The sequence below is a fragment of the Mesorhizobium sp. ISC11 genome (assembly GCF_037162595.1).
Classification (GTDB): domain Bacteria; phylum Pseudomonadota; class Alphaproteobacteria; order Rhizobiales; family Rhizobiaceae; genus Mesorhizobium; species Mesorhizobium ciceri.
Window position 1 is genome coordinate 2,635,366 of sequence record NZ_JAVSPW010000001.1, and the last position, 14,113, is coordinate 2,649,478.

The following is a 14,113-nucleotide window of genomic DNA, read 5'->3' on the forward strand; positions in this document are numbered from 1 at the left end:
AGACAAGCCGGCCAGCAAGGTCAAATATCTCTACGGCTGGCGGAATTCGACGGTTGCGACCGGAGGAATTGTTGAAACGAGCGATTTCGATCATTGTGACGCTGGCCCTGCTGGCCTGGCTCGCCAGCGACTCGCGCTGGCGCATGGTCGGCGACGCCTTTGCCCGCATCACGCCCGGCACTTTCGCCGTGGCGACGATCGCGTTCTTCGCCACCTATGTCTTGCGTGCGCTGCGCGTCTGCGACGAGTTCCGCGACGAGGTGCATGGCCGCTTCGGCGCCTGCCTGCGCGTCATTCTGATCCACAATGCGATGATCAACGTCGTGCCCTTTCGCGGCGGCGAGACGGCCTTTCCCCTGCTCCTGCGCCAGGTCTTCGGCATACCGATCATGCGCGCCAGCGCCTCACTGCTGTGGTTCAGGCTGCAGGACGCCTTCGTCGTCGGCGTGCTGGCCCTGGCTGTATGGCCGAGCCTGCATCCGGCGATTAGGATTGCGGGCGGAGCCGTCTTGATCGCCGCCGCCTGGTACCTGCCGCGCTGGGCGCGTGCGCCGCATGACTGGGCCGGCCGCGGCAAGATCGTGGCGAAGCTCGGCAAGCTCCGAGATGTGTTCACCGAAGCAACCGGGCGCTCGCGCTATGGCTGGTGGTGGACGATCGCGAACTGGTCGCTGAAGCTCACTGTGCAGGGATGGTTGTTGGCAATGCTGCTGGGGACATCCTTTTCGACCGCCTTTCCAGGCGTCGTTGGGGCCGAAGGAGCCGCCATACTGCCGGTGCAAGGCGTCGCCGGCTTCGGCACCTATGAAGCGGGAGCAGCGGCGGCGCTGCTCACCTCCGGAATCACGATGAAGAATGGCTTGCAGGCGGCGCTGGCGCTGCACCTGTTCATCTTCTGCTCGGCAATCGCCACGGGTGCGATCGCCTGGCTGTTTCCCTCGAAATCGACGCTGCCGGGAAATCCGGCTGTCGGACCTGCAAGGAAGCCATCCCAATGAACGTATTGCCCATCCCTGCTTCGGGACTGCCTGACGGCGCGGTAATGCCGAACCATACGCTGTCCATCGTCGTCCCCATGTACAACGAGGCCGAAAACGTCGAGCCGCTGCTGGCACGGATCCACCAGGCGATGGAACGCTACGACCAGCCCTGGGAGGTCGTGCTGGTCGATGACGGCAGCACCGACGCGACGGTGAGCGAGATCAGGCGCCTTGCAGCGCATTACGGCTCGCATGTGCATGCGGTCGAGCTGGTGCGCAACTACAAGCAGACCGCCGCGATGCAGGCAGGTATCGACGCGGCGCGCGGCGACGTCATCGCCACGATCGACGGCGACCTGCAAAATGATCCCTACGACATTCCCCGCATGGTCTATCGCCTGCTGAGCGAGGATCTCGACCTGGTGGTCGGCTGGCGCAAGGACCGCCAGGAAGGGTTTTTCATGCGCAGGCTGCCCTCGCGCATCGCCAACGCGCTGATCGCGCGCGTCACCGGCGTGCGCCTCAAGGACTATGGCTGCAGCCTCAAGGTCTATCGCGGCAACGTCATCCGCAGCGTCAAGCTCTATGGCGAGATGCACCGCTTCATCCCTGCATGGCTGGCCACGGTTACGACCCCCAGACGCATCGCGCAGGAGGTGGTGACGCACCACGCCCGCATCCACGGCCAGTCCAAATACGGCATTTCGCGCACCTTCAGGGTCGTGCTCGATCTGGTGTTCATGTACTTCTTCATGCGCTATCGCACACGGCCGGGACATTTCTTCGGCGGCATCGGCATCGTGCTTGGCGCGCTGGGTTCGCTGATCCTTGCCTACCTGCTTTGCCTGAAGCTGTTTTTCGCCGAAGACATCGGAACACGCCCGATGCTGTTCACCGGCTTCTTCCTGCTCATCGCCGGGGTGCAGATGGTGACGTCGGGCGTGCTGGCGGAAATGCTGGCACGCGTCTATCACGAGGCGAACGGAGCATCGGCCTATGTCGCGCGGCTACGGCCGCCGGCCGGCGACAATGACGGCTGGCACGCCCCGGGCCGAGCATCGTGACCTGATCGGAATGCCACGGAGGTCCGCGCCTAACGAACGCATGGCGGTCGGAGGGCAAGAGGCAAAGCGCAACGTCTGCGCAAACCTCTCGCCCTCCACTCGCGCCCCCCCGGCAAAGACCCGGCAGCGGTCAAATCGGCCGCGCTTCAGGTCTGATGTTCTGGTCTAGTAACGCGAACGGCAGCTGGCGCGCTGGCCGAAACCGCTCGGACCACATATCCAGGGCGAATGACCCAGGAGCGGGCCGCCATTGCCCAGACTGTAGGAGACCTTCACCGTCGCCAGCCTGCCGACCCGCTGCGGCCGCACGAAGGCCGCATAGGCCTCCTCCCTCGTACGCGTCACGTTGGTCATCTTGGTGAGCGGTTTGCGGTTGATCAGATGCAGCCGCTTGTCCTTGGCGTAGTGCACCCTCTGGCCGAGCGAATGAACCACGGGCTTGGTGCCGATCGAGCTCGTCTTGGTGGCATCCATGCTTTGGCAACCGGACATCATAGAGATCAATGCAACCGCGGCAAATGCACAGGCATGTTTCTTGCCGAGCCTTGCCCCTCTTTCCATTATTTTGTTCATCGCTATCCCCTGCCATGAAATACAAGTCGCTGGAGCGCGGAGATATATTGCTCTTATTTGCTTTCCGCACCACGCGAGTGACCCATCGCCACTCACATCATGGGCTGTATATTAGGGGGGACTTATTAAATATCATGCAAACGATATGATGAGCGCGGTCTTTCGGCACTCGACCGGATATTATTAAAATTTGACCTTTTGGGCTCGTGCCTGGCCCTGCTACAGCTTGCCGGCCGGCTATCAAGGCAAACGCGGTTCAGGGGAGTTGTTTGCGCACGGACGCCTGTCGGCGTCAGCGCGGCGGATTCCAGGCGGGGTCAAGATGGAATGTGCGGGTTCCGCTCCCGCCGCGCCCGGCTCCGGAAACCGGGTAGGCCACGCTGACGATGCGCATACCGCCTGCCCCCTGCTGGAGCCCATATATGCCTTCCAGGCCGCGGTCACAGAACGCGGCGCCCGGGACGAAGAGCGCAACGCCAGCGAGCGAGGCCTGCAAGGTGAGTTTCGCGGCATTGCAACGCAACGAAATTTTGTTCTCCACGAGGTGCCTGGTGATGATCACGACCACAAGCAATCCGTAGACGAACGCATTGAAGGCAGCGAACCAGTAGAAGCCGGTGGCGTCCGAGGCGCGGTCTACAAGAAGGACCGGCAGCGAAGCTCCCATTGCAAGCACCACATAGGGAACAATAACGCGGGCAGGCAGCAGGTTTTTCGGGCCACTGCCCTTGGGGGTAACGCGAAAATCGACGAACGACTTGGTCAGATAATCGCGGATCGACGACAGCGTGCCCGCCAGCACCCACGGCCAACGAGCGAAGAATGAGAACAACATTCCCTCCCAACTGATCGTCTTGGCGGTCAGTGGGCGCGACAGCCCGAAGGACTTCAACAGCATCACCAGCACAATCAGCGAAATCGAATTCGGCGCATAGTATAGAAGGAAGTCAATATACGTCACATTGGCGAAATTCTGACCCGTAAGAAGTGCGTATATCGGCATGATGTACATGAGAAGCGAAAATACGGCGAAAAGCGGATACCAGAGCTGGCGAAACAGGAACTGGAATTTCAGCCGTGGCGATACCTTGGAAAGGTATATGGGCGAGTATTCGAGCATGATCGTCATCAGGCTCCGCGACCACTGGAACTCTTGCGTGACAAGATCGGCAAAGGTCTGCGGGCCGTCGCCATGGGCAATGGCGTCTATGGCATGCACACCGCGCCAACCAGCCGCAATGAACAGCATGGACGTCGAGTGATCTTCGGCCAGTTCCGGGCCAAGGCCGCCGACCTGCTTGAGCGCTGCGGTTCTCACGGCATAGTGCGAGCCGATGCAGAGCGGCGTTCCGTCGCCCGTGTGGCCGGACTGCAAAGGTCCATGGAACATCCCTTCCGGGAACAGCCGGCCGCGTGCCGACCAGCTTTCAGCGGCATTGTTGTCGCATATGCTCGGCGCCGATACATAGCCAACCGCCGGGTCGGCAAAGGCGACCAGGATTTCCCTGAGATAGGTTGGTGTCGGGACGTGGTCCGCGTCCATCTGAGCGACGAAGTGATAGCGTTCATAACCATAGTGGTCGTAGAAGAAGGCCAGGTTTCCCTCTTTGCAGCGCGTCCGGCGGGGCCACACCTTGCGGTGATAATCTTCCCGCCCGCGCCGCGTCGAAATCATGACGTTATGGGCATCGCACCAGGCAATCGTTTCCTCGGACGGGTCCTCGTCGGCCAGCCAGGTATCATGCGGACAGTCCTGCGCCAGCATTGCCTCGAGGGTTCGCGCAACCACGGAAAACGGCTCTGACGGAGCCTTGGTCACCACCATCGCGACACGCGAATGCTTCGGGATCGTGTGAAGCCTGGACGGCTTTTTCATCGCATGCACGTTCAAGAGAAAATACATCGGCATGAATGTCAGCCATACGAGCGTCAATGTCGCCAGCATGTATGGGATGACGTGTTCGATGTGCCCGGGCTGCAGCCACCAGAACCAGAAAAATCCGAACGTTACCGACCAGCAGGCAAGTCCCAGCTTCCAGATCCGCTTCTGGGCGGCCGACAGCACGGGCACCAGAAAAGGAGGCTTCTCCGCCGCCTTCCCCGGAGCTGCCCCACGCCCCCGTTTCGGCATGGTCTTACTGCCGATGATCCCCACGTCCGCGGAAACACTCATACACTTTACTGCCGCCACCCGAGCATCAGCCAAACGACGGCCGATGAGCCTAACCCAGCAGCAGAATCCGCTCAGGCATCCTTAGAGTCAACTAAATTAGTTATTTCTTAACTATGGTTCTTCAGAACTGGTTAAGGATAGTCCGGTGGAACAGTTTCCACCGACCAGCACGTGAACGATGAGCCGCAAATTTTTCAGCGCTGGAGAATTCGCCGATGGGCCAAAGCTGTCCGGCAAGGATCGAACTTTGAGAGCAGCGTTAACCATGTCGCGCGCACATGGTTAAGCAACCGTTAATTGCACTTGACTCTTGGTCGCGACCGGCTCTTAAATTAGCCAGGGATGATATATCGGGATATTGACGCGAATTTGTGAGTATCGCGGCGAACTTTCTCTCGAGCGCCCCCTGTATAGGGCCTTGAGAGATAATTTTTTGGGTGGCTCTGTGTCAGGTTTCGCACATCCGCCAACGGGTCGCTCCGAAATCCCGCAGATTCTGCCAAATAGAGCCGATCGGTTTTGGGTAATCGTGTCGATCAAGCATCGATGCGCACGGGCGAAGCCTTAACTTCCGCAAGAGGTTGGGGCCATGGGAGATCGACATGAAACACTCCACAGTAAAAGCACTTGCAATCGCGCTGGCATTGGGCGGAAGCGCCGCGTTCCCCACGGCAGGAGGCGCTGGCTCAGTAGCCGCGACGGACCCCGTCCAGACGAGCAGCGCCGCCTCGGCGTTCGGATCCTACGATCCCTACGGCGACTTCAGCGCCGACAAGAGCGCCAGCATCGAAGAGCTGTTCCTGCCCTGGGAAGACGTCGATCTGTCGACGCTGCCACTCGCCGACGTCTATGCGCTGCAGCGCGGCCGTTCGCTGCTGATCACGGTTGAGCCGTGGACCTGGTCCAAGGACTGGCGCATCACCCCGCCCGAATTGCGCGACGGCATTTTGAGCGGCAAATATGACGCCAATATGCAGGCGATCTGCGACCTGGTGGGACAGATGAAGAGCCCGGTGACCATTCGCTGGGCGCAGGAAATGGAAGACAAGAACGGCCGCTTCACCTGGGCTAACTGGGCTCCCAAGGACTGGATCTCCGCTTACAAGCGCGAAGTCGACATCTGCCGCAAAGCTGCCCCCGCAGCCAAGTACATGTGGTCGCCCAAAGGCGAAGAGGGTTTGGAAAAATACTACCCCGGCGACGACTATGTCGACGTCATCGGCCTGTCGGTGTTCGGTCTGCAGAAAAAAGATGATGACGAGACCGGCCGCGACCGCACCTTCGCTGAGCTGCTGAAGCCCGGCTATGACCGCGTTGCAGTGTTCAACAAGCCGATCATCGTTGCGGAACTCGGCTATGTCGGGAAGCAGGACTATGTCTCGAAATGGCAGGAAGATTCCCGCAAATCCTACGCGGAGTTCCCGGCGCTGACTTCGGTTGTCTACTTCAACCAGAAGGAAGTGTGGCCGTGGCTGGGTGGCTATGGTCTGCCCGACTGGAGGGTGACCCAGCACGTCCTGCCGTAGACGCATCGTGCTGATCGACCCCGACGCGATCGGGATCGACTTCCAATCTCCTTGTTTGATCGTGATCCATCCCGAACCAGCGGTTCGGGATGAGGATTGAGGCGTGGCGTAAATCAGTCTGTGGAGAAGTTTCGTGAAGCGGGTAGTGGGAAATTATCTTGGAGCGGCATTCGCCTGCTCCGTTCTTGTTCTTGCCTTCCAGGCTCCTGCGACAGCCAAGACGGCGATGAAAATCGCCGAGCAGGCTCAAGAAGCCACAGCGGTTCCTGACGAAGGCGTCTACCAGATCTATCAGAACCATTCGTGGCTGTGGGGCAAGAAGGGCGCCGGCTTCTTTGCCGTCAAGCAGAGACAGTTCGAGTCCTGGACCCACGACAAAGGCAAGTCGGGCTATGGCGACGGCATGTGGTTCATTCCCGGCGGCGGCAAGCTGTGCTGGCATGCGCAATGGCACGGTTCCTGGGGCGTGAAGGGCTCGATGACCTGCTTCGAGCACCGCCAGGCTGGCAAAGTAATCTACCAGCGCAAGGCTCCGGATGGCGACTGGTATGTTTTCAAGAGATTGAAACACGGCGACTACGTCACCCGGAAACAGAACCGGATCAAGGCAAGACTGTAGGATCGTGTCATCCGCCACAAGCGGCTGGTCTACGCCTTGCGCTCCCAGCGGCGATCTGGCGTCTGTTGCCAGTAGGTGACGTCGTGGCCAGCGCTCTTCATCACCTTCCAGTGTCCTCGCGCCGCCTCGAGCTGGGCGGCATCGTGGCCATCGAACAGGAACACCGCGCGCTCGTAGCCGCCAAGGTCAGGCGGCACCGCGCCGTCGACCAGGAACCTTATCTTGGCGTCGTTGGGATTGCCGTCGCCGGTGGTCAACAGAATCGGCTGTTCGCCGGGATGAGCTTCACGATCGGTTGCGTGCGCCAGGAACGAATCGTCGCGGAAGGTCCAAAGATGCTGGTCGAGCGCATCGCGGCGTTCCTCGGTGCCTGTCTGCACCACGGCGCGCCAGCCACGGTCGACGCTGCGCTCCAGGAGGCCTGGCAGCGCATCCTCCAGCGTCGATTCGGTCAGGTGGTAGAACAGAACGTCGGCCATCGCTTCAGCCTATAGTGATCGAACCCGTTCACTGCTCATAGTTATCGCGCACCAGCCGGTCGAGCAGCCTGACGCCGAAACCGGAACCCCACGACTGGTTGATCTCGTTCGACGGCGCCCCCATCGCCGTGCCGGCTATGTCGAGATGAGCCCATGGCGTGTCCTTGACGAAGCGCTGCAGAAACTGCGCCGCGATGGTGGCGCCGCCAAAACGGCCGCCGATGTTCTTCATGTCGGCGTTCTTGGAATCGATCAGCTTGTCGTATTCGGCGCCGAGCGGCATGCGCCACAGCCGTTCCTGAGTCGCCTGCCCCGCCGCCGACAATTTTTCGGCCAGTTCGTCATTGTTGGAAAACAGGCCGGCATAATGTTGGCCGAGCGCCACCATGATGGCGCCGGTCAGCGTCGCCAGATTGACCATGAATTTCGGCTGGAAGCGGTCGTTGCAGTACCACAACGCATCGGCCAGCACGAGGCGGCCCTCGGCGTCGGTATTGAGCACCTCGATGGTCTGACCCGACATCGAAGTGACGATATCACCGGGACGCTGGGCATGACCGTCGACCGCATTTTCGACCAGTCCGATGATACCGACGACATTGGCTTTCGCCTTGCGGGCCGCCAGCGCATGCATCAGGCCGGTAACAGCGGCGGCGCCGCCCATGTCGCCCTTCATATCCTCCATGCCCGAGGCCGGCTTTATGGAATTGCCGCCGGTGTCGAAAGTGACGCCCTTGCCGACGAAGGCGATCGGGCTGTCCTTCGGCTTGCCGCCGTTCCACTGCATGATCGCCATGCGGGCGCCGCGTGGCGAGCCTTGCGCGACACCGAGCAGCGAGCCCATGCCGAGCTTCTTCATTTCCTTCTCAGTCAATATCTCGACCTTGACGCCGAGTGCCTCGAGTTCCTTGGCGCGGGCAGCGAACTCGACCGGCCCAAGCACGTTTGCCGGTTCGTTGACGAGGTCGCGCGCCAGAAGGACGCCGTCGATCACCGCCTCGGCATCGGCGAAGGCCTTCTTCGCAGCGGCCGGATCGGCGGTATGGATGGTCACCTTGACCGGCTTCTTCGGCTCTGCCTTGCCGTCGTCCTTATCCTTCCTGGTCTTGTACTTGTCGAAGGAATAGCTGCGCAGGAGAATGCCCGCGGCAAGGCTTGCCGCGTCCTTCGCGCTCGGCGAGGCGCCGACCACATCGAGGATCACCGCTACCTCGGTCGCCTTGCGCAGCGACGCGGAAACGGTGCCGCCAAGCTTCAACCACGCATATTCGTCCAGTCCCGACACCTTGCCGGTGCCTATCGCCACCAGTCTGTCGAGCGACGCTCCCTGCGGGGCCAGAACTTCCACCGTGCTGGCGAACTTGCCCGTGAACTCAGCCACGGGAAAAGCCCGCTCCAGTGTCTTGCCGGGATCACCGGCCTTGGCGACGTCGCTCAGGCCGCCCTCATCCGCCGCGAGCACGAAGACCGTGCCCTTCTTGTTCACCGCGCTCTGGGACCCGGAAAATTTGGCGAAGGCGATCGACGGTCTTTGATTCATCATGTCCTGCTTTCAGGGAATGCGCGACTTTTGGGGAAGCGGTTCGAAACGATGCGCGACATTTGGTCGTTTTCCGGCATTTGGCAAGACTTTGCCGAATTGGCATCCCATATGACCTATGGAATCGATGACGATTCGTCGCGGCACGGCCCCGCTTTTTGCCGCAACTTGTTGTTAACCATCGATGTTCGCCCTTTCTTATCCATTCCCGCCGACACTCCGCCCAGCCGGGGGGCGTGATGTGGGACAGAACCCGGATAGACCATCTGATGAGCCAGTTGTGCAGGCGCTGCCGGACAGCTACCTTGTTCGGCGGCATGATGCCGTTCGAAAAAATCGAGAAAAGCCTTCATGAAGGTCGTTGAACGCTACATCATGCGCCGCGCTTTCGTGGTCTTCATGGCCGCTCTTGTGTGGACGCTGGCGATCGTATGGACGACGCAGGTGCTGGCAAAGATCGATCTGGTCACCGACAGCGGCCAATCGGCGCTGACCTTCTTCGAAGTCGCCGCCCTCATCCTTCCGTCCATCATCCCGATCGTGGTGCCTTTTGCGCTTGTGGTGGCGGTCGCACAGACACTCAGCGTCATGAATTCGGATTCCGAACTTGCCGTCGTCAACGCCGCGGGGGCCTCGCGCTGGACGATCGTGCGGCCGATCATGTTGCTGGCGCTCGCCGCAGCCGTTTTTTCCTTTGCCGTCGACAACGGCATCGATCCTTACGCACGGCAGAAGAACCGGGCCCTGGTGGCATCGTCACGCGCGGATCTGTTGTCGCTGATCATCCAGGAAGGCACCTTCCGCAAGATCGACGACGGGTTGTTCCTGCAGGTCGGCGAGCGCCTTCCCAACAATCGGCTGGGCGGCATTTTCGTCGCCGATTCGCGCGAAGAAGGCGTCAACCTCGTCTACTACGCCAAGACCGGCAGCATCATCGAACGCGGCGGTGAAAAGGTGCTGATGATGAATGACGGCGTCATCCATCGCAAAACGCTGACCGGCGATCTCTCCGTCATCCGCTTCACCTCCTATGCCTTCGACATGTCGGCCTTCATGGCGGCGGCTTCAGCGGTGACGCTCCTGCCCAAGGACCAGACGACGCAGTACCTGCTCAACCCGAGCGCCAACGACAAGTATTATCAGCAGAGCCCCTACGAATACCGGGCCGAAGTCAACCAGCGGTTCTCGGAATGGACCTATTCCATGGTTTTCGCGCTGATCGCGCTTGCGGTCGCCGGGGATGCGCGGTCGCACCGCGAGGCGCGCGTCAATCCGCTGATCACCGCGATCACGATATCGCTGTTCGTGCGTTGGCTGGGCTTTTTCGCCGCCAGCAAGGCGGACGAGATCCCGCAATATGCCTATATGGTCTATGGTGTGCCGATCGTGGCTTCCGCGGTGGCGATCTGGTTCATCGTCTCGAACCGGACACTGGAACTGCCCGTGACCTGGGCGGACTGGATGACAAACTTCGCCTCGCGCATCGCTGACAGCTGGAATGCTTTCAAATTGCGTTTGTCCAGGCGCGGCACATCAGGGCAAGGGGTCGGCTGATGGGCTGGACACTGGGCCGCTATTTCTTCTTCCGCTACGTGACGATCACCATCTGGTTCTTCATCGGCCTCCTGGCGCTGGTGTTCCTGATCGATTTCACCGAGCTGTCCGGCCGCACCACCGGCCTGCCCGGCTTCACCTACGGCACGGCGGTAGCCATTTCAGGCCTCCGTATGCCGATGATCATGCTGCAGACGGTGCCGTTCGTCGGTCTCTTCTCGGCGATGGCGACGCTGGTGTCGCTGAACCGGCGCTACGAGCTGGTCATCGCGCGTTCCGCCGGTGTTTCCGCCTGGCAGTTCCTCTTGCCCTGCTGTATCGGAGCCTTGCTGTTCGGCGTCCTGTCGGTTGGTGTCATCAATCCGCTCGCCGCGCACGCATTCTCCTGGTCCGAGCAGATCGAAACCCAGCTGCGTTCCGGCAAATCGAATACGGTCTCGGCCGATGCCGCGCCCTGGATCCGGCAGAAAACCAGTTCGGGGGACACCATCATCGGTGCGCGGGCCATCCTGAACCAGGGCCTGGAAATGGCCGATGTCGTATTTTTCATTCTCGACCCGCAAGGCAACATCGTCGAGCGCAAGGATGCTGCCCGTGCCTTCCTGCGCGACGGCTATTGGGAATTGCAGGACGTCAAGACGTTCCAGAACGGCACGATCCAGGCATCGGCAACCGATCGCGTACCGACCAATCTGAAGCCCGAATTCGTGCAAGAGCGGCTGGCGCGCCCGGAAACCATCCCCTTCTACGACCTGCCCGGAAAGATCGAGGTTGCCCGCTCCTTCGGCCTCAAGGCAAATGCCTTTGCCATGCAGTTTGATTCGCTCGTGGCGTTGCCGTTCCTTCTCGTCGCCATGACGCTGATCGCGGCAACGGTTTCAATGCGATTTGCTAGGATGGGGCAGTCGGCGACGATGATTCTGGGTGGCATCATCGCTGGCTTTCTGCTTTATGTCGTTTCGGTTCTGGTGAAGGCATTCGGCGTGGCGGGATTCGTGCCGACTGTCGTAGCCGCCTGGGTACCGGTCATGGTGGCTATGTTCTTCGGGGTGACTTTCCTGCTATACAAGGAAGACGGCTAGTGAGGGAGGCGTTTTTGCCCAGCAACAGGCAGGCCGGTTTGGCGCGCCTCTATGCGGCGACCGCCTTGGCGTGCGTGCTTGCCTACGCCGTTCCGGCACCGGCGCTTGCGCAGGACGTCGGCGACATGGCGACATCGGTTCCATCCGGCTCGCAAATGCTGCTGGCGGCCGATACGCTGGTCTATAACAACGACAATCAGACCGTGACCGCCGTTGGCGGCGTGCAGATCGACTATGGTGGCAATCGCCTTGTCGCCCAGCGGGTCGAGTACAACCGTAACACCAAGCGAATGGTCGCAAGCGGTAACGTCGAAGTCATCAACAGCGACGGTACCAAGATCAATTCGCAGCATATCGACATCACCGATGACTTCGCCGACGGCTTCGTCAACGCGCTGCGGGTCGAAACCATCGACAAGGCCTATTTCGCCGCCGAAAGCGCCGAACGCATGGGCGGCGTGCTGACCACCTTCCACAATGGCGTCTACACCGCCTGCGAGCCGTGCGAGGATAAGCCGGACAAAGCGCCGACCTGGCGCGTCAAGGCCAAGAAGATCATCTGGAACGGCGAGAAGAAGACGGTTCGCTTCGAGAATGCGAATTTCGAGTTCTTCGGTTTTCCGCTTGCCTATCTGCCTGCATTCGAAATTGCCGACCCGACGGTGAAGCGCAAGAGCGGCTTCCTGATCCCGAGCATCATCTACAAGAGCGATCTCGGCGTCGGCGTGAAAGTCCCCTATTATCTTGCATTGGCGCCGACCTACGACCTGACCGTCACCGGCACCGGCTATACCAAGCAGGGTTTCCTCGGTGAGGCCGAGTGGCGTCAGCGCTTCAACAATGGCGAGTACAGCTTGAAGATCGCCGGGATACACCAGCAGAATCCCGACGCTTTCCTCGACACCACTGCCTTCCCCTCCAGCTCTGGCCACAACGTCAATTCGGGCAGCGCCGGCGATCCCAACAAATTCCGCGGCATGATGGGTACCCAGGGGCAGTTCGCCATCAACTCACGCTGGAACTTCGGCTGGGACGTGCTGCTGCAGACCGACAAGAATTTCTCGAACACCTACGGCATCGAAAAGTACAATAGCAGCGTCCACCAGTCGTCGGTCTACTTGACGGGCCTCAACGGCCGCAACTATTTCGACGTGCGCGCCATGCATTTCGATGTGCAGGAAGATACACCTGACGACAACGCCTCTGCACGAAGCGGACAACAGCCCTGGGTGCTGCCGTCGCTCGACTACGCCTATATTCCTGATGCGTCGGTGGCCGGCGGCCAGCTATCGCTCAATGTCAACGCGCGTGTCATCCGCCGCGACGATGTCGATGAGACCTTCGTCGAGCCCTACAATGCCCTCACTCCCACGCAGCGCGTCCGCGGCATCGAAGGCGAATCGGGCCGTCTCACCGCCGAGGCCGAGTGGAAGCGGAGCTTCGTCACCGATGGCGGGCTGGTGCTGACGCCGTTGCTCGCGCTGCAGGGCGACGTCGACTACCTCAACGCGTCGTCGGCTTCGCTGGACGCGATCGACAGAATGGCGACGCATTTGGGCGAGCAGGACGACATGCGCTCGTCATTTGCCCGTTACATGGCAACCGCCGGGCTTGAGATGCGTTGGCCGGTGCTGTTTTCCATGGCCAGCGGGTCCAGCCATGTCATCGAACCGATGGCACAGGTCTTCATGCGTCCGAACGAGCAATATGTCGGCGGCCTCTCAGTGCCCAACGAAGACGCCCAAAGCATGGTCTTCGACGCGACCACCTTGTTCGAACGCGACAAGTTCTCCGGTTACGACCGCGTCGAAGGCGGTTCGCGCGCCAATGTCGGCTTCCGCTATTCCGGCTCCTACAACAATGGCTGGGGCACCAATGCCATTTTCGGCCAATCCTATCAGATTGGCGGCGAGAACTCGTTCGCCGCGCCGGATTTGGTGAATGTCGGCGCAAACTCCGGCCTCGACACGACCAAGTCCGACTATGTCGGCCTGTTCGGCATCAACAGCCCCAACGGCTTCGCGGCCTCGGTTAGCGGCCGTTTCGACGAACAGAGCTTCGAGATCCGCCGCGCCGAGGTGAAGGCCGCCTATTCCGGCCTGCCTGTGTCGCTGAGCGCCAAATACGCCTTCATCCAGGCCCAGCCGCTGTACGGCTTCACCACCGACCGCCACGAAGTCACGCTTGGTGCATCCACGCATCTGGCCGAAAACTGGCGCGTGTTCGGCACAGGAACCTACGACCTGCAGCAGAGCCTGCTGGTCAAGGACGGCGTCGGCTTCGCCTACAACGATTCCTGCTTCACTTATTTGATGACCTACTCGCAGTCGCGCGATCTGAACACCAGGGAGGTGTCGCAGACCATCGGCTTCAATCTGTCGTTCCGCACCCTCGGCGATTTCGGCTCGTCGACCAGTGCCGTCGACACGATCCAGTAACAATCGGCGACATCGTTTCGCCGCATAGGGCTGGCACGGATTTCGCGCACCTGGAAAGATCAAATTGGGCGGGACCGGGACAGAA

11 protein-coding genes are annotated in these 14,113 nt (G+C 60.7%); 7 read left to right on the plus strand and 4 right to left on the minus strand.

Annotated elements, in window-relative coordinates:
- Positions 1-71 precede the first annotated feature (71 nt).
- Positions 72-998, plus strand: a complete 927-nt coding sequence (locus RPF88_RS13155) for a lysylphosphatidylglycerol synthase transmembrane domain-containing protein (protein ID WP_337122537.1) — start codon at positions 72-74, stop codon at positions 996-998.
- Between the two features lie 44 nt (positions 999-1,042).
- Entirely contained in the window at positions 1,043-2,044 is a 1,002-nt protein-coding gene (locus RPF88_RS13160; protein WP_337123875.1) for a glycosyltransferase family 2 protein, read from the plus strand.
- A 165-nt stretch (positions 2,045-2,209) separates the two neighbouring features.
- Here RPF88_RS13160 and RPF88_RS13165 read toward each other — a convergent pair whose 3' ends face one another.
- Both RPF88_RS13165 and RPF88_RS13170 read right to left on the minus strand, forming a co-directional pair.
- Complete coding sequence (locus tag RPF88_RS13165; RefSeq protein WP_337122538.1) at positions 2,210-2,617, minus strand: hypothetical protein; 408 nt, start codon at positions 2,615-2,617, stop codon at positions 2,210-2,212.
- Positions 2,618-2,909: 292 nt separating this feature from the next.
- Positions 2,910-4,748, minus strand: a complete 1,839-nt coding sequence (locus tag RPF88_RS13170; protein ID WP_442921301.1) for a glycosyltransferase family 2 protein — start codon at positions 4,746-4,748, stop codon at positions 2,910-2,912.
- Between the two features lie 644 nt (positions 4,749-5,392).
- Here RPF88_RS13170 and RPF88_RS13175 point away from each other — a divergent pair.
- Positions 5,393-6,316, plus strand: coding sequence for a glycoside hydrolase family 26 protein (locus RPF88_RS13175; RefSeq protein WP_337122539.1), 924 nt, complete (start codon positions 5,393-5,395; stop codon positions 6,314-6,316).
- Between the two features lie 133 nt (positions 6,317-6,449).
- Positions 6,450-6,935, plus strand: coding sequence for a DUF995 domain-containing protein (locus tag RPF88_RS13180; protein ID WP_337122540.1), 486 nt, complete (start codon positions 6,450-6,452; stop codon positions 6,933-6,935).
- 29 nt (positions 6,936-6,964) lie between these two features.
- On the opposite strand, the gene RPF88_RS13185 is transcribed toward RPF88_RS13180, so the two are convergent.
- Positions 6,965-7,414, minus strand: coding sequence for a DNA polymerase III subunit chi (locus RPF88_RS13185; RefSeq protein ID WP_013532504.1), 450 nt, complete (start codon positions 7,412-7,414; stop codon positions 6,965-6,967).
- A 28-nt stretch (positions 7,415-7,442) separates the two neighbouring features.
- Positions 7,443-8,954: a leucyl aminopeptidase gene (locus RPF88_RS13190; protein ID WP_337123877.1), complete on the minus strand. Its 1,512-nt coding sequence runs from the start codon at positions 8,952-8,954 to the stop codon at positions 7,443-7,445.
- 351 nt (positions 8,955-9,305) lie between these two features.
- Between RPF88_RS13190 and lptF the strand changes: the two genes are divergently transcribed.
- Genes lptF through RPF88_RS13205 form a run of 3 tightly spaced genes read left to right on the plus strand, consistent with a single transcriptional unit; the run spans position 9,306 to position 14,028 of the window.
- The gene (gene lptF, locus RPF88_RS13195) at positions 9,306-10,508 is read left to right on the plus strand and encodes an LPS export ABC transporter permease LptF (protein ID WP_013532506.1); all 1,203 of its coding nucleotides are present in this window, start codon (positions 9,306-9,308) and stop codon (positions 10,506-10,508) included.
- Positions 10,505-11,590, plus strand: a complete 1,086-nt coding sequence (gene lptG, locus RPF88_RS13200; protein WP_174299091.1) for an LPS export ABC transporter permease LptG — start codon at positions 10,505-10,507, stop codon at positions 11,588-11,590. The genes lptF and lptG overlap by 4 nt, the downstream gene beginning before the upstream one ends.
- Positions 11,590-14,028, plus strand: coding sequence for an LPS-assembly protein LptD (locus RPF88_RS13205; RefSeq protein ID WP_024504312.1), 2,439 nt, complete (start codon positions 11,590-11,592; stop codon positions 14,026-14,028). Before lptG ends, RPF88_RS13205 begins: the two co-directional genes overlap by 1 nt.
- Positions 14,029-14,113: the final 85 nt, after the last annotated feature.

Bases quoted from the DNA above. Each gene is read 5' to 3' on its own strand.
- RPF88_RS13160 (WP_337123875.1), top strand. From the start codon at position 1,043: ATGCCGAACCATACGCTGTCCATCGTCGTCCCCATGTACAACGAGGCC.
- RPF88_RS13165 (WP_337122538.1), bottom strand. From the start codon at position 2,617: ATGAACAAAATAATGGAAAGAGGGGCAAGGCTCGGCAAGAAACATGCC.
- RPF88_RS13170 (WP_442921301.1), bottom strand. From the start codon at position 4,748: ATGCCGAAACGGGGGCGTGGGGCAGCTCCGGGGAAGGCGGCGGAGAAG.
- RPF88_RS13175 (WP_337122539.1), top strand. From the start codon at position 5,393: ATGAAACACTCCACAGTAAAAGCACTTGCAATCGCGCTGGCATTGGGC.
- RPF88_RS13185 (WP_013532504.1), bottom strand. From the start codon at position 7,414: ATGGCCGACGTTCTGTTCTACCACCTGACCGAATCGACGCTGGAGGAT.
- RPF88_RS13190 (WP_337123877.1), bottom strand. From the start codon at position 8,954: ATGAATCAAAGACCGTCGATCGCCTTCGCCAAATTTTCCGGGTCCCAG.
- lptF (WP_013532506.1), top strand. From the start codon at position 9,306: ATGAAGGTCGTTGAACGCTACATCATGCGCCGCGCTTTCGTGGTCTTC.